The following is a 16,033-nucleotide window of genomic DNA, read 5'->3' on the forward strand; positions in this document are numbered from 1 at the left end:
GAAGATTCCTACTTTCCTGTACGACGGCATGTCCACGCTCCCTTCCGGATGACCAACTGGGGGCCACCGAGGAAGGGGAGGTGTTGAGCCTTGTAGAACTGGAGCTGGCGGTAAAACCATGTATCCGGGCGGCCGCGTTTCATCTTCCGGAGGATCCGGCTTGCCACGGTCAAGCCCAGAGCTCCACCTACAAGAGCGCAAGCGATGAAGAGAGCTGGGTTGCCGAACAAGAACGACACGGGGATGCCCAGAATCACGCCGGCCCCTCCACAAGCACCGACCGTTCCCCACATTTCATCCGCAGTGAGACCTCCCATGACGATGGGCTGCCTATTAAGGTTGTGGGGAAGGAAATCGAGCGTTCCATCCTTCAGGTAAGTGGTCTCAGCCATATCGCATCACCAGTTAGAGGACGCCAGTAGCTTTGGTGACCATGAAGATGCCGACGCCGATCAGGCAGATCCCGACCACAGCGGTGAGCCCCAGGTCTCGCCACTTTTTCTTGCCCTCATGGATATCGTGGTAAACGCCGTAGGCATGGGAGGCGACCCCCACCATCATGGCTCCGAGCAGGAAGAGACCGATCAGCATGAAACCGTCGTAACCGTAGTTCTGGATGGTTTGCAGCCAGCTGGTTCCCTCGCCGCGTGTTGGGGCTTGTGCTCCTGGTAATGCGGCAGCGGCAATGATTGGGTGCAGGCCCATAATCAATGCGGCGGCGCCGGTGAGTGACTTGGTGATGGTGCGGATAGACATCGGTTAGCTCCTTGGCTAGCTGAGAACGAGTGTGGCGAGGATCAGCAGCAGGACGATGACCTTGACGGTCGACGCGGCTGCAATGTTTCTGTCGATGTTCTGAGTCGCCCAGCCCCGGTAGATGCTGTACAGCGCCCAGGCACCCCACAGGGTCGACAGTGCGATGACGGTGCCTACGAACAGCACGGTGCTGGCCTGGGGGGTGACCCCGCTTGCAGCGTTGAAAGCTGCGACTTGAGTGCCGCTCATGCTCATGGCATCCGCCCGCCGGTGAGGGTGTATTTCCCAGCCAGCTCTGCCGGATCTCGCGGCTGTGCGCGACTTGGGGTCAGGTATTCTTGCAGGCCCTGGCGAACGCGCTGGATGTCGCCAGCCAGACGTTCATAGTCGAAGTAGTAGCGCTGGCCAGGTTCGCTGGCGATCGTGGCGCTGCGCCGCGCCGAGTCCTCCAGCGCGTTCAGCTGCCGGATCATCACCTCGATGTTGGCCTGTTCTGATGCACCGGCCGCCTGAGCGCTCGGTATTAGTGAAAAGCCGCCGCTGACGCTGATCAGCGCGCCAAGCAGGATTCGGCGAGGAGATACAAGGAGGAGGGATGGCTTGTTCACGGCTGGGCTCTGGGGCAACTGACTGTGGGCGTCAGAATGCCGAGACCAGGTGGAGGGGCGCCTCAAGAAATACTTATCTGAGGTCCGTAGAATTTTTTCTCTAAGCCGGTCACGCTTTGGTGAAGTGGATTGATCCACTTTGGTAGGGCGATTGAACGGCCCAGACCGATTACAATGAGCCGAAGTTAAGCCAAGGAGTAGGCATACGGGAAAAACTGATCTGTGGGGGAGTCTTATGCCGCGGAAAACCACCAACTCGCCGGTGTTTGAAGCTTGGGTATCGGACTTTCTGGGTGCCCGTTTCCGAGATGAAGGTTGCTACGACAAAGCGGTTTTGGCCGCCGAGATGCTTCAGCACCGACGAGAGGTGAGCTCAGTGGAGCTGGTCGAGATGGTCAGGAGGGCCAACGCCATGTTGGCCCTCCTTCCAGGGCATGATCATGAAGCCTAAAGCGCCTGATTGGTCAGGCTACTGACTCGCGCTTGAAAAAGAGCAGATATCCGACCGGCATTGGGAACCCGTAGGACCAGGCCTGGGCATTTTGATTGCCCACTTTGATCTCGCCCCGGCACACTGGCTGGGTGCTGACGAGTTCCCAGCCTTGGGCTCCGAGCTCGAGCATCTTCTTCTGCAGTTGCTCCTCTTCTGCCAAAAGAGACGCAACATCGGGCTCAAGCGTCTGTTCTGTGCTCTTAAATATCCAAGCGCCGCTAGTCGCGTTTTTGAATGGAATAGCGACATAGTCAGCGCGGTGTTCGAATTTCTTGCTCATAGTGACTCCTTTATTTAATCAGCCGCGCGCTTGACGCGCTCCTGGGGCGAGAGCGTCCACGTAGCGTTCCATGATGGACAGCACCAGACTGTTGATGGCGAGGATCTTCATCGCCCGGGTGACGGCAACGTACAGGAGGTTCAACTCATCATCTCGTCGACCTGGATCGATGTCAGGTGAGAGCGGGTCCGACGTGAAGTCGTCGAAGAGCCCGACGAAGTCCCACTCCAGGCCTTTCGACTTGTGGGCAGAGGTGAGGGTGATAGTTGCATCCAGCTCTTGGTCCACGGTGCATGAGCGCAGGGCCAAGATTCGCTGAGGCAGATCCGGATACATGTTGATGATCTTGATGGACCGGATCATCTCGCTGTCCTGGCTAACCTCGGCGATTTCCACGTACTGGCCATAGTCTCGGTAGTCACGGAGCAGCTTTTTGTTCTGGACCAGATCGCGCTGTTGGCGACTGAAATAGAACAGATCCTCGAGGTCGCGTACTGAATAGCTGTCAATGCCGCCAACCCAGTAGATTTTGGGCTTCTCGGTGACCAGGCACAGTGCGTTTTCAATCACCCCGATAACGGTCCGATGAATGTATGTCCTGTGCGGCAGCCCGGCCGGCAACGCCTTCTTCACCAATGTCTTCTCGCCCAGTCCCTGCAGCTTCCTGGTTTCTCCCTTGTAGGACAGGATGATGTTGGCGACATGGGCGACTGCAGGCCCAAATCTGAAGCTCTGGGTCAGGTAGTGCTTCTCCGCCCCGGCCATCCAGCTGGCATTTAGAGCGTCTTCCGCCCCTCGAAAGCGATAGATCTGCTGATGACGATCACCCACGGCCACCTTGCGAATACGCTGAATGCGCACAATGTCAGCGATGACGGGGTTTACGTCCTGTCCCTCATCGAGCAGGACACAGTCGAAGCGCTGGCTCAGGTCGGGTTTGCTCAACTGGTACAGCTTCAGGTATCCGTCATGCGTGATCTGCACCGCTGTGTCCTGCAGGTCAGTCATGCGCTTCCAGATGCTCATCGCTGCTACCAGCGCCTGGTTCAGGTAGCGCTCCTGGGCGGAGGTAAGCATCGGGCGGTCACGGAACCGTGGAAAGTGGCAGCGCTCGATCAGGTCGTCGGCGCTGGCCATATAGTTGTTGAGGGTGGTTAGCACGTCCCTGACCAGCTCCCAGTCCTGCGTATCAAGCGCTCGGGCGATATCGGTCAGTCGCAAGTTGTTGGTCTGCTTATGGCTGAACTGTGTGCCATAGACGGCGTAGGCCAGGCCGTGCGCAGTTTTGTTCACCACGTTGCGCGGAAATCGGCCACGCGCGGCGATCTCGACCGACTTGTTGTAACAGAGATAGAGAATCCGCAGACGGGTGTGGTGTTGCGCGTAGCCCACCAGCGTTGTGGTCTTGCCACTGCCAGCGCCGGCCTGGATAAGGAGTTTCGGGGCTTCCGACTGGATGATTGGCGACTGCTCGTGTGTCCATTGCATCGTTCTCTTCCTCACAAATACTTCTTGAAGCTCGCGGCCGTAATGCTCACGGACACCCCGAGTAAGGCAGCGCAGGGGAGTAGTACCAGCAGTGGGCTGATGCTGATCGGGAGCGCCAAGTAGAAAGTCCAGGGGAAAATGGCCAACGGCAACATCGTTGCCCGGGCCTTGTGGTACAGGTAGCTGGACTCTCGGCCGGCACCAAATTTACGGAGGTCTCGCCGCACCAGCCCGTCGACCAGGCCTGTGAGTGCAGCCATGGCAAAAAGCGGTACCGTCATCAGCAGCACGACCAGGCGGACGCAAAACACCAGGACGGTAAAGAGGGCAGCCAGGGCATAGTTCTGTACCGTTGTGACGCTCTGCGCGGCCCAATAGCGCATGTCCAGCTCGTTACGGGGACCGGCTTGAGCGATCGACTCCATGCTCTGGACCCAGCTAAGCATCCCGGTCTTCACGACCAGCCAGTCGTAAGCTTCAGTGACCAGCCAGGTCGCGGTGCGCCCGGGTTCTTGGACGACAGCGCTATGGACCAGCCCCTTGGACAACCAGCCGACCTCGCTGACCAGCATTTGCTGACCGTGCCGCCACCCGGCCTCTGGCCAGAAGAAGTACAGGCATACCCAGTCGACCACGATGGCGAGGAACAGCGAGCTGAACATTACGCCGATGAAGGTAATCGGGAACCAGAAGATCTTGCTGAACAGCGATTCCTGTCGCTCTTGCTGCTGTTCGGCCTTCTTTGATACGTCATCTGCCATTGGCTACACCTCAAGCTGCATCATCGGTGGCCACCTGGCGGAAATCTTCAACCAGGTCTTCGGGCAAAGCTGATTTCAGCTCTTGATAGCCAGGGGCTTCCCACCAATCGTTCGAGGACGCTGCCGATCGCCGCATGCCGGCGGCCAGCTCCTGCAGGTTGCCGGGCATGACCTCATCTGGGTCGTTCGCGGGGAGCGGCATGCGGATTTTCCACAGATTCCCACCTTCGATGAGCGCGAAGGCCTGTCCCTTCGGCAGTCCCACCACGTGGGCCGGCTCAATCATCGGCACACTCGCCAGCTGCACCTGGTCGTGCGAGCTTGAGGTGAACGCGGTTTTGCCGTTGACCGAGTCGTTCGCGCTGCTCGCCGGCGTGCTGTTGTAGATCTGCACTTTTGGTAGCTGGTTGGTCAGCAGCTCAGCGGTCGCGGTTTCTCGAACACGCAACATGAATAGGTTGTTGAAGTTACCGATCACCTGGCCGGCTTTCGCCTTCGAGCCGATCTTCGCTTCGATGTCACTCATCGTCTGGGTGTAGGCGGTGACCTGGATGCCGGCACCACCGGCCTTATTCACCATCGGGATGAATTCGTCCCCGATGAGCTCGTTGAACTCGTCAGCGTGGAGGTTGATGCGTACCTTGCCCCCAGCCATATGCCCCGGCAGGCCGTCGTCGATGCCGTGCTTGTAAATGTGGCCTGCAACAGAGACCAAGTCACTGAACATCGAGTTGCCCACGGCCGCACTGACTTCGGTGTCGGATAGTGCATCGAGGCCAACATATACCACGGCGCGTTTTCGGATCACTTGCATCCAGTCGAAGATGGGACGCTCATCGGCGAGGTCCAGGTAGTCGGGGGCAAGCAGTTCAGCGATACGCCCAGTGGTGAGCTTTTCCAGGAGTGGCAGCAACGATGCGACGATCTTGTCGAAATAGGTCTTGTCGTAGCGGACAGCGCTGCGCAGGCCATCCATAACCGAATCGTTGATGCGCTTCTGGGTCAGGTACATGTCGATGGCCACCACGCGCAGCGGGCGGTCTTTCATGGCGAAAGACAGGTTCTTGCGATCGATCTTGCCTTCAAGCTCGACAATGGTTTGCCAGGCCTTCGGATCATGTTCAGCGAAGTACTTCTGTGCGTACTCAATGAACAGCTCGTCGATATTGATGACGTGCCGGCGGATCTGCTCGTAGTCAGGGCGACGGCCGAGCGCGACAAGCGACTGGGCGATGATATTGACGAACCGCCAAGCGAACTCCCGAAATGCTGCAGAGTTACCCTCGCCGGAGAGCTGACCAGCGATGCGAGTGGCCACCTCGCTGATTCGGCCGAAGCGGCCGATGGCGTTGTAGCGAGCGGAGATATCCGGCCATCCCAGATGAAACACGTAGAACTCGTCGAGGCGCCCGGCGCGCTTGCACTCGACGTACATGCGCTTGAGCAGGTCGGCATCGCCCTTCGGATCGAAAACGATCACGACCTCGTGGTCGGCCTGTTCCTCTACTCGCCGGCGCCGGCTCCATCGATGGGAGGTTTGGCTCCGTCGCCCCATGCGGACTCGCGGCCCGCGGCGATGCGTTCGGCGAATGTCCTGGGTGATGAACACTTCCGCCAGGCGAGTCTTGCCTACCCGTGTGGTGCCCAGGACCAGTGTGTGGCCCACGCGCTCACCCAGAGGGAGACTGACATTCTGCTCATCTGGTTCGATCCCGTGCAATCTGGGCAGGCCACCCACTGGTGGGAGAGGCCGAGCGGGGTTCCAGTTGGAATCCCAACCAGTGAGTTTTGTGATCAGTTTCAGTGGGAAGGGGGCGAACTCTAGGCGTTCCTCCAGCCAGCGCGCCCGTTCATAAAGGTTCGTCGGTTCGACGTATGCCGCGAACTGAGGGAGGTAGGTGTCGGCCAGGCGCTGTGTGTGCTTCTGAGTCCACCGGAACCCGCGTCCGATGAACAGGCGCTCGTTGCTGATCGGCATTTCAGCGCTGGTCATGGTGTAGTGGGGAAGTCGCCTGAGGTTCGCCTGATACCTTAGGACCCTCCGCGCCTGCAGCAGCCGAATGGTGCCCAGGTAGATAAAACCCAGCGCGGCGACAATTCCAAATAGTGGGGTCAGCGCAAAAGCCCAGGGCGCGCAAATGCAAAGCGAAGCTGCCACATAGCAGACCGCAGTAGTGAAAAGCTCTACCGGCGGCCGGAGCAGAGATTCAAGGGTGTATGTCGCCATCTCAGGTCCTCGCGGTGTATGTCATGGCGTCGACTTCCGCACGCGCTTGCTCAACCTGGTCCGGTGTCAGCCGTTCGGCCAGGCGCTGGGCGAATGCGTGTTCGTTGAGCTCGGAGATTCCTGTCAAGCGAGCACCGTACAGCTCGCTCACATGGCGAACCTGCTCAATCATTTGCTCCCGGCCGGGCCGGTGTAGGGGATGGCTGATGATCAGTGTGAACACTGGCGATAGTCGTGTTGGGCGCATCCCGGTTCTCACTGCTGAAGGGTTGTAGCTGTGATCAGCACCGGGTAGTGCTGCAGCCCCAGGCGACCAGCAATATCGCTGGCAGGTACAGGCATCACCTGCAACCCAGGTGCCCAGCGGCGGATCTCTTGCAGTCGTGCAGCGTTGCTGACATTCACAGCAAGGCCTACTGCCTGCAGGCCTTGAAGTGCCGACAGCTTCTGCTTGAGCCAGGCCTGCGACGTTGGATCATCCCCAACGATGAACATCGGCTGCAGACCTGCTGCGTTGATCACTCGTCCATGTACTGGGCCGGGGCTCAGTTCTGGAGTCGACACCGGAAATGCCCCGCCCGCCCGGACGCCAGTCACAACTGGGGTGGTGTGCGTAGGCTCGGGATCAATGTCTTGGTAGTAGGACAGTGCGGATGAGCCGCCACGGTCCTCCACCACGGTGAGCACCGCTTGCTGATCAGCATTGCAGGGCAGAGCCAGGCTGCTCACGATCGCGAGGGCCAGGGCCTGCACGGCGTGTGATCGCCGGGCGTGGGGATATGTCATGGGGTCACTACCTCGAATTTGATGCCGGTGACCCGGCTAAGATGTTTCGTGAAATAGCTACGGTACTTCGCGGCCGGCGCCCCCCCGGCAGGGCGGTGATACCGCCCCGCAGCATCGATCCAGGTTCCACCCTTAGCCTTTTGTTCAGCCAGGATCTGAGCGGTCACCGCCAAGTTCTTGTAGGGGTCCAGGCCTTCGCAGGGATAGCGGTAGCGATGCCCGTTGAAGCGAATATTTGTTTGTCCCAGCCCCACGTCGACTCGAGCGGGTCCAGCCTTAACAATCGCTATCATCAGAGCTTGGCAAGCGTCTGCTCGTGTGGCGAAGCGGTAGCCGGTTCCGGCAACATTCAACGTCCAGGGCCACGGCACAAGCTGCCCGCGCAATCGCGTCCCGCTTTCCTGCAGTGCCACCGAATAGAGCACAACGGGCGGGACCCCGTGTCTGATGCCGATCGCCTTGTAAGCTGCTGGCGGATCTTCTACACCCCATGCGTTGCCGGCGAGCAGAACCACCGACAGAACGTAGAGCCGCCACCCGCTCACTGACGACGCCATGATCCATTCACCTGTGTTACGGCGGCTGGCAGCGAGCCACCGAGCCCGAGGCGAACCCAGCGGCCCTGGTCATGATTCAGTGTGATCAGACGGCTTTTAACGCTGGACGGGTCAATACCCGCGAGAATTGCCCAGCGGCGGATCCTTTCATCGTCTTGCTGGCTGCCGACGAAATACAGATCAAACGGCGTCTGTGACGCCTGCAGCCGTTTGACCTGGTTGATACAGGGTAGGCAGTCGTCTTTGACGAAGAGTGCCATGCGCCCGTTGCCCTCCAGAGCTGGGCCGCTCCCGGATCCGGCCTGGCCCGAAGGGGTGGTCGAAATCTCAATGGCTTTGATGCCTGGGAACATGCGCTGGTACGCCTCGTCGTAGGCTCGCTGGTAGGCGAGCTCCCGATCGACTCGTTGGCGCTCTGCTTGGACCTGCAGCTCGGCGAACCGGCGTCGTTCGCTCTCTGATCGGGCCTCGATTCCCAGCGCGGTGAGAGGGTCAAGCCCTGGCGAATACACCCCCCGGGGTCCCTGCATTACCTCTTGATATCGTTCGTACTCCTTGGGGGTCAGTCCCCACTCCTGCGCGGCTCTATCATCGAGCTTGTTCTGGGACAGGGTGCTTTCGCTGGTGAGCTGTTGAACACTGGAGGCGGCCCCTCCAGCGGCGGAAGGAAGCGGCGCGGCCTCAATGCCAATTGCGGTAAACGCGCAGGCGCAGGCGATGGCTCGAACGATCGGTAGATTCATGGTGCTTTACTCATGGCTGGATGCTCAGGGTTCGGGTTGTTCCGCCGGCGTCGAAGGTTGCGGTCCGTTCATCTACAGCCCTGAGGCGCCAGTTGCTGCCGCTGACCACTTCGCCAGGCCGAATCAGGTAGATCTGGCTCAGCCGCGTGCTACCAGTGGGGGCAACAGACAGGAAACGCTCTCCGCCTCGGTATTCGAGGCCGACCATCTGAAAGGGCGGAGGATCTTGCGGGATTGGTGGGGCTTTAACCGGTGCGGGCTTCGCCTTCGGTTTGGAGGAGGTTTTGGGGGCTGGTGCAGTCGCCTGAGCCTGAGGCTTGCTCATTTTCTGCAGTTTGCCGTCGAGCGACTCAAGGTCGGCTTTCAGTACTAGGAGATCGCCCGCAGTCGCGGAAGAGCGAGTGGCTTCAGCTGCAGCCTCGTGGGCCTGCGATGCTGTGGCCTGCACAGCATCGATCCGGCTCGAGAGCGCTTGCTGGCTTATACGGAAGTCTTCCATCGTGACCAGGGGTTTGCCTGACACATTGTCGAGCCGATCGTCGATCGCGCTCACCCTGTTCTGGAGTGCATCGATCGAGACTTTTTCTGCTGCTCCATTCACGGCGCGAGACAGAGTCGACAGCTGGTACTGCTGGAACGCGATGATGGCGCCCAGGATGAGCAGGCCCATAGCAAGGGGCAGGTGTTTTCGGATCGGCAGTTTCATGGGTGTCCTCTCGAAGCCGAGTACACCCTCGCGCAACCATGATCCTGATTCAGCAGAAAATACTTAGCCCGCCGGCGTGGAATTTCTCGATCGATGTCGAAGGGCAAACCCTCTGTTGGCGAGCGCCGGGACTGAAAAGCCCCTCGTACAGTCCAGCGCCCTCTGCCGCCCTCGTGCGCTCACAATGAGCATCATGGAATACGCCGATCCTTCAAAGTCCTGGCAGCCGCGGGTTCCATCTGCTCAGTTTATGATGGCTGGATCTAAAGCGTGGGGTTCATTGATACATTTATTATTGCAGGGAAGTGCAGTGGGCGGTCGATGTTTATCGAGTTGCCATCGGTGTGGGTTTCTACACCTTGCGAGTACATATTTTTTATCAGGGCTTGTGTGCCGTTATCCAGTGATTCCCACCAGCTTGGTGAAATGTAGAAGTTCTCTATTAGTAACACCATAAAGGCCGCCAGGCTGTCGGCTGTTAGTTTCTTGTCCAAGAATTGTCTTATCAGTTTGTTGCAGGTCAAAGAGTGTTCTGAAAGCCAGGATAAAACAATGAAGCCTTTGCCGTCACTAGCGAATGAATTAATGGTCATGTAGTCCGGCATGTCGCCAGGAATGCTTGTTATCTTCTGGGCTTCATATCCATCAAAGTCGAATGTCGGGCCAACTATAGCACTTCCCATTATCGGTGGTGGGGATTCAAGTGTGAATACGGCGTAGTTTAAGTCGCTGTAGTCGCCCGTGACTAACATAGTGTCTAGCTTTGATTTTATGTGTTTTAGGTCGCTTGTTGTTAAGGAGTTATTATTCCCGAGTAAGGCTGATGCATTCTGGATTACGACCTGTTCAGCCAGGCTCTTTCCCCTGTCTAGGATCCTCATGAAATCAAAGGTTTTTGAGGCGTACTCTTTGCTGAAGATCTCTCTGGAAATGCCTCTGTACATAATCAGGAAGCAGTGTGATGGTACAGGCTTGAACGGTTGGTCTTCGATTGTTGAGAATAATTTTTTATCATGGCTGGCACAGAAGCCTGTAAAAGTCGAGGCGCTATTTATACCCACCTCGCTCAATTTTATTTTTGGCGGGATATTAACTTTTAGTTCTATCGATATTTTTAATACGTGCCCGTTTCTAGCTATCGCCTTCAGAGATGAGCTTTTTGAGACGGTGTGGGCATTTATTATCCCGCCTGAGCACTCGTGCTGCAATGATTGCGGTACGCTACATTTTTTATTTTTCTTGAAAGAGCCAAGGGTTTGCAAGACAGTGTGTGCTGCTACAGGTGGTTGGCGATCAATGTCTAGGTGGCAGTGTTTAAACTTCTTCCCAGATTTGCACCAGCAACGTTCATTTCGCCCTGGAAGTTTCATGGAATTCCTTATTGATCTAGTATGCCGTGTTGGTGATGAATTTTTTGAGAGCATATACACTGGATGCTAATTTATCCAGTTGGCAATGCCAATTAAGTATGCGCGTGTGCTCTCCCAGACCTTAACTAGTTATTCACTTACAGTAAACCCGCCACAGCTCATCCAACCTTGTTGTGAACGACTGGCTCAAGAGCTCTCGACGCATACCCCACTCTGGGCTTCGGGGGACGTTGGCAGACCTCAGTGTGCCTTTGCCGTACCGAAGGTTTATGCCATCCATAACCGACATCAGGCGATCGCAGGCAACTGGCTGCGTTGACGCGAACAGATCGTCAGTGAATTCACCTGGTTGCCGTAGATCGAGCAGCAGCACCTCGGCTTTGCTGTAGCGGTACCCGTCCTGGTAGACCTTCTCCACAGCCTCAGTCGCTGCCCGCGTGAGCAATAGAGTGTCGCTCGTGGGGTAAGGCAGTTCAACCAGCGCCCCTTTCGCCAAATGCAGTTCGTTGGGATTGAACATGCCTGTGCGGATCGACACTCGCATGCGCTTGCACACCGATCCCTGGGCGCGCAGCTTTTCGGCTGCTCGCGCTGCATAGGTCGCTACCGCCTGCTTGATTGGTGTCAGTTCGGTCATTTTCTTACCGAACATCCGGCTGCAGCAGATCTCCTTCTTCGGCGGATCAGCCTCATCCAGTTCGAGGCACGGCGTGCCGGCGAGCTCGCGCGCTGTCTTTTCCACCACCACGCTGAACTTGTCACGCAGCATCCGCGGATCTGCCTTCGCTAGGTCCATGGCCCTGCAGATGCCCATCGCCTCGAGGTGTGCCGTCATCCGCCGGCCAATGCCCCAGACCTCTTTCACCTCAGTGTTGCGCAGTACCCAGTCGCGCTTGAAATCATCAGTGATGTCGACCACCCCACCCGTATGCGCCTGCAGCCGCTTCGCGGTGTGGTTGGCGAGCTTCGCCAGAGTCTTGGTTCGGGCGATCCCCACACCGACAGGGATGCCAGTGCAGCGCAGCACCTTGGCGCGTACCTCCCGGCCGAATTGGGTCAGACTCCCCTGCACGCCAGTGAGATCAGCGAAGCATTTTATCGATCGAGTAGACCTCGGCCGCAGGCACCATCGATTCGATCAGCGACATAACCCGCTCGCTCATGTCGCCATTTATGTGTAATAGAAAGTCAATAAGAACCGGGCCATGCTCGCCCTTGGAGCTTCTCATACCCAACCGGTATGGCTGTAGCTTCTGAGGAGATCGCCGTCGCTCACCGGATCATCCGGTCATCCTGTTAGTAACCGGTCAAAGCTGATCTGTTACATCGAAGGCGGACACCTGTCCATCGACAACACCCCTGCCGAGCGGTGAACCGCCCTCCCATGTACATATGACCAAAACGTCGCCGTTATCCTACCGTTCTGTCATGCCTACCCACGACGGAGTATTGACGGTCTCCGTCCTATAACATAGCTTTTCCGAAAGGCGCTCAAGTACATATCGTCATGTGCATACGAGCCTCGTGTCGTTAAAAGAAATGGTTGGTGCCGCATGAAAGTGCTCTTCATGATGCCGTTCGGCGTGTCGAGCTTCTCCGCCCCCATCAAGATCAAGGCTTCGTCTTGGTGTTAGTGCCAGATGCACGTCACCTTGCGGTGCAGGAATGGAGTGTGAACATGAAAGCAGAAACGGAATCGCGGATTTTTTCGGTGGACGAATATGTCCGTCCGTCTAACGGCGAACCGATCCGTTCAGTTGTTCTGGAGACCAACGATTCTGTCGTTGTAGTTTGGCACGCCTACCCTAGGCAGGAAATAGCTGCCCATGTCCATCCTCACGGCCAAGATACTTGGACGGTTATCTCAGGTGAGGCCAAGTATTATCAAGGCAACGGCGTAGAAATTCATCTTAAAGCTGGAGATATTGCCATTGCAAAACCTGGGCAAGTACATGGTGCCGTGAACTCTGGTCCAGGACCTTTCATATTTGTCTCCGTGGTTGCGCCGGGCAGTGCAGGTTTTGCGTTATCTGAGAAATAGGCGAAAGGCCTGAGAGGAACCTGATGAATACACGAGTATTTACGTTCGCTGGTGGAGAAACGGGGGTTTGGCGCGTTGTTGCGATGAATGCCGTGGCAGGAGCCCCTCTCCCTGGAATCCCACGGCTCAACGTAGCCGCTGGCTCTGTTTCGCCGCAGCCTCCGGGCACCAAATGGCTCCTTCGCGGGATAACGAGTAACGAGCGCTATGTCGTGCGTGAAGAGAAGGATCGTCTCGTGGCGAAGCAGCCAAGCTTGGGTCGAGCAGAGGCTACCTGCGCCGCCCTGATCCCTATCCGGAAAAACCCCTCATGGTGGGGACTGTCTCAAGACGAACGCCGGAAGATTTTTGAGGAACAGTCCCGTCACATTCACATCGGGCTCCAATATCTCCCTGCTGTGGCCCGCCGCCTCCACCATTGTCGGGACCTGGGCGAGAACGAACCCTTCGACTTCTTGACTTGGTTCGAATATTCCCCGTCTGATGAGACGGCCTTTAACAGGCTTCTGGCCGAACTCCGAGCCTCGGTGGAGTGGCAGTATGTCGACAGAGAAATCGACATCCGGCTAGTGCATGAGCCGGCCTAGCATCAGGTTTAACTTCGATCTACGTGCGGCACACTCCTGCGACACCCGCAGCCCAGCAAAACCCCGAAAAATCTAGTGTGTCGCATAACTTAGGAATTTCGCGACAAATTGATCGCGCCCCGGAATGCGAAGCCCCGCTGTCGGCCATTGTCTGAAGTTCCTCACGGGCAGGCGCTTGATACTTTACTAACTTGTCTGTAAAGTTTGGCTACTCTCACTGAATGGTGCTATCATGCCTGCCGCCCACTCGAACCGCTGGGTTCTTCTGGTGACCGTCGCCGCCGGTCTCCTGCTTATCGTTCTGGACAATTCGGTCCTCTACACGGCCCTGCCTACCCTGACGCGCGAGCTTGGCGCGACGGCAACGCAAGGGTTGTGGATCATCAACGCATACCCCCTCGTCATGGCCGGCCTGCTGCTCGGCACCGGGACGCTGGGTGACAGGATCGGTCACCGGCGCATGTTCCTCATCGGCCTCGTGCTGTTCGGTGTCGCGTCGATTGTGGCGGCCTATTCGCCTACAGCGGAAATCCTGATCGGGGCGCGGGCCTTTCTGGCGGTCGGCGCGGCGGCGATGATGCCCGCGACACTCGCCCTCATCCGCGTCACCTTCGAGGATGACCGGGAACGCAACATCGCCATTGCGATCTGGGGGTCGTTGTCGGTCGTCGGCGCTGCGCTCGGACCGATCATCGGCGGTTTTCTGCTCGGCCATTTCTGGTGGGGGTCGGTGTTCCTCATCAATGTGCCGGTAGTGGTCGCTGCCTTCATTTCGGCGCTGATCGTTGCGCCGAAGGTGGCCGGCGATGCGACCAAGCCTTGGGACGTGGTGTCGTCGTTTCAGGCATTGGTGGCGCTGTCGGCTTTTGTGATCGCGATCAAGGAATCTGCCCATGCCGGGCAGTCGTGGGCCGTCCCCGCTATTTCGCTGCTGGTTGCCATCCTCGCCGGAGCGCTGTTCGTCCGCCGGCAACTGCGCCTGCCGTTCCCGCTGCTCGACTTCTCGATCTTCCGCAATGCCGCGTTCACATCGGGCGTTCTAGCGGCCGCGTTCTCCCTGTTCGCCATCGGCGGTGTTGAGCTTGCTACGACGCAACGCTTCCAGCTCGTTGCGGGCTTCACGCCGCTGGAAGCCGGGATGCTGGTTTCGGCGGCGGCGCTCGGATCATTGCCGACTGCGCTGCTCGGTGGTGCATTCCTGCATCGTATTGGCCTACGTATCCTTATAGCTGGCGGGCTTGCGGCGGGATCGCTGGCGGTCCTGCTTGCGACATGGGGCATCACTCATGGCCTTGGCTGGCTGATCGCCGGTCTGGCGCTGACCGGTGCCGGCGTAGGTGCAACAATGTCGGTGGCATCAACGGCTATTGTGGGCAATGTGCCTGTGCATCGCGCCGGCATGGCGTCGTCGGTCGAGGAAGTGTCCTACGAGTTTGGCAGTCTGTTCGCTGTCACAATTCTCGGAAGTCTTTTGGCCTACCTCTATACGGTCAACGTCGTGTTCCCCGCCGGAACCTCGGAAGCGGCCCGCGACAGCATGGCGTCGGCGCTGGTCTTTGCCAACGAGGCGGGGGCCGATGGTGTTGTCGTGCGTCAAGCGGCAGGAATCGCATTCGACCACGCCTATACGGTCGTCATGTACGTGGCGGCGGGTGTTCTGGCCGTGGGTGCCCTGATCACCGGCATCCTGTTGCGGCGCTACGGTCCCGGCTCGCAATCGTCAGCCTATCCCACACAACACTAAGGAAGCCGACATGGCGAGAGCCAGCAAGCGCCTCGAAGTGCTTGAAGCCATTGTGAGCATCATCGAGCGTGACGGCCTCACCGCCGTCACCCTCGACGCCGTAGCGCTCGAAACCGGCATGACACGCGCCGGCCTTCTGTATCATTTCCCGTCGCGCGAAGCCCTGATCCTCGCCACCCATGAGCATCTGACTCGCTCATGGGAACAGGAGCTGGAAGCGAGCGCCGGCAACACCTCGGACAGGGCGACAGACGCCGAACGACACGCCGCCTACATCAACACCTGCGCAAGAGCTGCCCGGCGGGTCGAACTGCTGCTCATGCTGGAAAGCTCCGACAATCGGCAGCTTGGCGATCTGTGGCAACAGGTCATCGACCGCTGGGCACCTCCTGCGCCGATTGGAAACGACGCTGCCGAGTTGGACAGGTTCATTTCGCGCCTTGCCGCCGATGGGCTGTGGATTCACGAGGCGCTGTCGTCGCGCCCGCTCCCCGAGCAACTGCGCAAGCGTATCGCGGCGCGCCTCGTCGCGATGGCCGCCGGACCTGTTGAGGCGGAAGAAAACCTCCCGAAATAACTGGTGTCCCCCCACAACCCTACTGCGCCGGTGCTGCCGGCGCTTTCACGGTGATGGTGCATTGCTGATCTGAACCGGCCGTGCGCGCGGCCTCGGCGCATTGCCCGATCGCCTCGGCATTGTCGCGCACGAGCTGCGAGGAATCGGCCACGCCGCGCCAGCTTCGGGGATCGGCCACCCGCATCATGGTGACGCCGGCGTTCCATCGGTCCTGACCTATGACGGTCGCCGCAACATGGGTGTCGGCCGAGAAGGGCAGGAAACGCGGCAACAGCAAAATCAGGAGTAACGCGACAGGTATGTCTAGCG

At 58.4% G+C, this 16,033-nt stretch carries 19 protein-coding genes and 1 pseudogene; 4 read left to right on the top strand and 16 right to left on the bottom strand.

Features of this window, described 5'->3' with window-relative positions; all coding sequences use genetic code 11:
- Nucleotides 1-8: 8 nt before the first annotated feature.
- From MJ643_RS08210 to MJ643_RS08280, 15 genes and pseudogenes are all read right to left on the bottom strand, one after another.
- Nucleotides 9-392, bottom strand: coding sequence for a TIGR03750 family conjugal transfer protein (locus MJ643_RS08210; RefSeq protein ID WP_023628668.1), 384 nt, complete (start codon nt 390-392; stop codon nt 9-11).
- A 13-nt stretch (nt 393-405) separates the two neighbouring features.
- Complete coding sequence (locus tag MJ643_RS08215; protein ID WP_230852930.1) at nt 406-705, bottom strand: TIGR03745 family integrating conjugative element membrane protein; 300 nt, start codon at nt 703-705, stop codon at nt 406-408.
- A 66-nt stretch (nt 706-771) separates the two neighbouring features.
- Nucleotides 772-1,011: a TIGR03758 family integrating conjugative element protein gene (locus MJ643_RS08220; RefSeq protein WP_023628666.1), complete on the bottom strand. Its 240-nt coding sequence runs from the start codon at nt 1,009-1,011 to the stop codon at nt 772-774.
- Nucleotides 1,008-1,325, bottom strand: coding sequence for an RAQPRD family integrative conjugative element protein (locus MJ643_RS08225; RefSeq protein WP_028690570.1), 318 nt, complete (start codon nt 1,323-1,325; stop codon nt 1,008-1,010). The genes MJ643_RS08220 and MJ643_RS08225 overlap by 4 nt, the downstream gene beginning before the upstream one ends.
- A gap of 503 nt (nt 1,326-1,828) precedes the next feature.
- Nucleotides 1,829-2,137, bottom strand: a complete 309-nt coding sequence (locus MJ643_RS08230; RefSeq protein ID WP_023628663.1) for a hypothetical protein — start codon at nt 2,135-2,137, stop codon at nt 1,829-1,831.
- Nucleotides 2,138-2,155: 18 nt separating this feature from the next.
- Entirely contained in the window at nt 2,156-3,625 is a 1,470-nt protein-coding gene (locus tag MJ643_RS08235) for a UvrD-helicase domain-containing protein (protein ID WP_023628662.1), read from the bottom strand.
- A gap of 11 nt (nt 3,626-3,636) precedes the next feature.
- The gene (locus tag MJ643_RS08240) at nt 3,637-4,386 is read right to left on the bottom strand and encodes a TIGR03747 family integrating conjugative element membrane protein (RefSeq protein ID WP_023628661.1); all 750 of its coding nucleotides are present in this window, start codon (nt 4,384-4,386) and stop codon (nt 3,637-3,639) included.
- Nucleotides 4,387-4,396: 10 nt separating this feature from the next.
- On the bottom strand, nt 4,397-6,613 hold the full coding sequence (gene traD, locus MJ643_RS08245; protein ID WP_028690567.1) for a type IV conjugative transfer system coupling protein TraD: 2,217 nt from the start codon (nt 6,611-6,613) through the stop codon (nt 4,397-4,399).
- 1 nt (nt 6,614) lies between these two features.
- Entirely contained in the window at nt 6,615-6,785 is a 171-nt protein-coding gene (locus tag MJ643_RS08250; protein WP_152955717.1) for a hypothetical protein, read from the bottom strand.
- A gap of 83 nt (nt 6,786-6,868) precedes the next feature.
- The gene (locus MJ643_RS08255; RefSeq protein ID WP_051555665.1) at nt 6,869-7,399 is read right to left on the bottom strand and encodes an integrating conjugative element protein; all 531 of its coding nucleotides are present in this window, start codon (nt 7,397-7,399) and stop codon (nt 6,869-6,871) included.
- Nucleotides 7,396-7,956: a hypothetical protein gene (locus tag MJ643_RS08260; protein ID WP_023628658.1), complete on the bottom strand. Its 561-nt coding sequence runs from the start codon at nt 7,954-7,956 to the stop codon at nt 7,396-7,398. The genes MJ643_RS08255 and MJ643_RS08260 overlap by 4 nt, the downstream gene beginning before the upstream one ends.
- A complete protein-coding gene (locus MJ643_RS08265; protein WP_023628657.1) occupies nt 7,941-8,699 on the bottom strand; it encodes a TIGR03759 family integrating conjugative element protein in 759 nt (252 codons plus the stop codon). The genes MJ643_RS08260 and MJ643_RS08265 overlap by 16 nt, the downstream gene beginning before the upstream one ends.
- Before the next feature lie 10 nt (nt 8,700-8,709).
- Nucleotides 8,710-9,405: a hypothetical protein gene (locus MJ643_RS08270; protein WP_028690565.1), complete on the bottom strand. Its 696-nt coding sequence runs from the start codon at nt 9,403-9,405 to the stop codon at nt 8,710-8,712.
- Nucleotides 9,406-9,668: 263 nt separating this feature from the next.
- Nucleotides 9,669-10,775, bottom strand: a complete 1,107-nt coding sequence (locus MJ643_RS08275) for an SEC-C domain-containing protein (protein WP_023628656.1) — start codon at nt 10,773-10,775, stop codon at nt 9,669-9,671.
- A gap of 133 nt (nt 10,776-10,908) precedes the next feature.
- Nucleotides 10,909-12,004 (bottom strand): annotated as a pseudogene (locus MJ643_RS08280) (DUF4113 domain-containing protein).
- A 449-nt stretch (nt 12,005-12,453) separates the two neighbouring features.
- Between MJ643_RS08280 and MJ643_RS08285 the strand changes: the two are divergent.
- The 4 genes from MJ643_RS08285 to MJ643_RS08300 all read left to right on the top strand — a co-directional run bounded on the left by MJ643_RS08285 (nt 12,454) and on the right by MJ643_RS08300 (nt 15,724).
- On the top strand, nt 12,454-12,816 hold the full coding sequence (locus MJ643_RS08285) for a cupin domain-containing protein (protein WP_071534424.1): 363 nt from the start codon (nt 12,454-12,456) through the stop codon (nt 12,814-12,816).
- 83 nt (nt 12,817-12,899) lie between these two features.
- Nucleotides 12,900-13,403 carry a chlorite dismutase family protein gene (locus tag MJ643_RS08290; protein WP_011914408.1) on the top strand — a complete coding sequence of 168 codons (504 nt, stop codon included), beginning with the start codon at nt 12,900-12,902 and terminating at the stop codon, nt 13,401-13,403.
- Between the two features lie 232 nt (nt 13,404-13,635).
- Complete coding sequence (locus MJ643_RS08295) at nt 13,636-15,147, top strand: MFS transporter (protein WP_003830786.1); 1,512 nt, start codon at nt 13,636-13,638, stop codon at nt 15,145-15,147.
- A 10-nt stretch (nt 15,148-15,157) separates the two neighbouring features.
- On the top strand, nt 15,158-15,724 hold the full coding sequence (locus MJ643_RS08300; protein ID WP_008786762.1) for a TetR/AcrR family transcriptional regulator: 567 nt from the start codon (nt 15,158-15,160) through the stop codon (nt 15,722-15,724).
- A gap of 19 nt (nt 15,725-15,743) precedes the next feature.
- Here MJ643_RS08300 and MJ643_RS08305 read toward each other — a convergent pair whose 3' ends face one another.
- Complete coding sequence (locus tag MJ643_RS08305) at nt 15,744-16,025, bottom strand: DUF6118 family protein (RefSeq protein WP_271017756.1); 282 nt, start codon at nt 16,023-16,025, stop codon at nt 15,744-15,746.
- Nucleotides 16,026-16,033 lie beyond the last annotated feature (8 nt).

The sequence above is a fragment of the Pseudomonas sp. PNPG3 genome (genome assembly GCF_023093815.1).
In the GTDB taxonomy this organism is placed as follows: domain Bacteria; phylum Pseudomonadota; class Gammaproteobacteria; order Pseudomonadales; family Pseudomonadaceae; genus Aquipseudomonas; species Aquipseudomonas asiatica.

What these genes read in the sequence shown, in the direction of transcription:
- MJ643_RS08210 (WP_023628668.1), bottom strand. Translation starts at nt 392, where the DNA reads ATGGCTGAGACCACTTACCTGAAGGATGGAACGCTCGATTTCCTTCCC.
- MJ643_RS08215 (WP_230852930.1), bottom strand. Translation starts at nt 705, where the DNA reads ATGGGCCTGCACCCAATCATTGCCGCTGCCGCATTACCAGGAGCACAA.
- MJ643_RS08220 (WP_023628666.1), bottom strand. Translation starts at nt 1,011, where the DNA reads ATGAGCATGAGCGGCACTCAAGTCGCAGCTTTCAACGCTGCAAGCGGG.
- MJ643_RS08230 (WP_023628663.1), bottom strand. Translation starts at nt 2,137, where the DNA reads ATGAGCAAGAAATTCGAACACCGCGCTGACTATGTCGCTATTCCATTC.
- MJ643_RS08235 (WP_023628662.1), bottom strand. Translation starts at nt 3,625, where the DNA reads ATGCAATGGACACACGAGCAGTCGCCAATCATCCAGTCGGAAGCCCCG.
- MJ643_RS08240 (WP_023628661.1), bottom strand. Translation starts at nt 4,386, where the DNA reads ATGGCAGATGACGTATCAAAGAAGGCCGAACAGCAGCAAGAGCGACAG.
- traD (WP_028690567.1), bottom strand. Translation starts at nt 6,613, where the DNA reads ATGGCGACATACACCCTTGAATCTCTGCTCCGGCCGCCGGTAGAGCTT.
- MJ643_RS08250 (WP_152955717.1), bottom strand. Translation starts at nt 6,785, where the DNA reads ATGATTGAGCAGGTTCGCCATGTGAGCGAGCTGTACGGTGCTCGCTTG.
- MJ643_RS08255 (WP_051555665.1), bottom strand. Translation starts at nt 7,399, where the DNA reads ATGACATATCCCCACGCCCGGCGATCACACGCCGTGCAGGCCCTGGCC.
- MJ643_RS08260 (WP_023628658.1), bottom strand. Translation starts at nt 7,956, where the DNA reads ATGGCGTCGTCAGTGAGCGGGTGGCGGCTCTACGTTCTGTCGGTGGTT.
- MJ643_RS08265 (WP_023628657.1), bottom strand. Translation starts at nt 8,699, where the DNA reads ATGAATCTACCGATCGTTCGAGCCATCGCCTGCGCCTGCGCGTTTACC.
- MJ643_RS08270 (WP_028690565.1), bottom strand. Translation starts at nt 9,405, where the DNA reads ATGAAACTGCCGATCCGAAAACACCTGCCCCTTGCTATGGGCCTGCTC.
- MJ643_RS08275 (WP_023628656.1), bottom strand. Translation starts at nt 10,775, where the DNA reads ATGAAACTTCCAGGGCGAAATGAACGTTGCTGGTGCAAATCTGGGAAG.
- MJ643_RS08285 (WP_071534424.1), top strand. Translation starts at nt 12,454, where the DNA reads ATGAAAGCAGAAACGGAATCGCGGATTTTTTCGGTGGACGAATATGTC.
- MJ643_RS08290 (WP_011914408.1), top strand. Translation starts at nt 12,900, where the DNA reads ATGAATGCCGTGGCAGGAGCCCCTCTCCCTGGAATCCCACGGCTCAAC.
- MJ643_RS08295 (WP_003830786.1), top strand. Translation starts at nt 13,636, where the DNA reads ATGCCTGCCGCCCACTCGAACCGCTGGGTTCTTCTGGTGACCGTCGCC.
- MJ643_RS08300 (WP_008786762.1), top strand. Translation starts at nt 15,158, where the DNA reads ATGGCGAGAGCCAGCAAGCGCCTCGAAGTGCTTGAAGCCATTGTGAGC.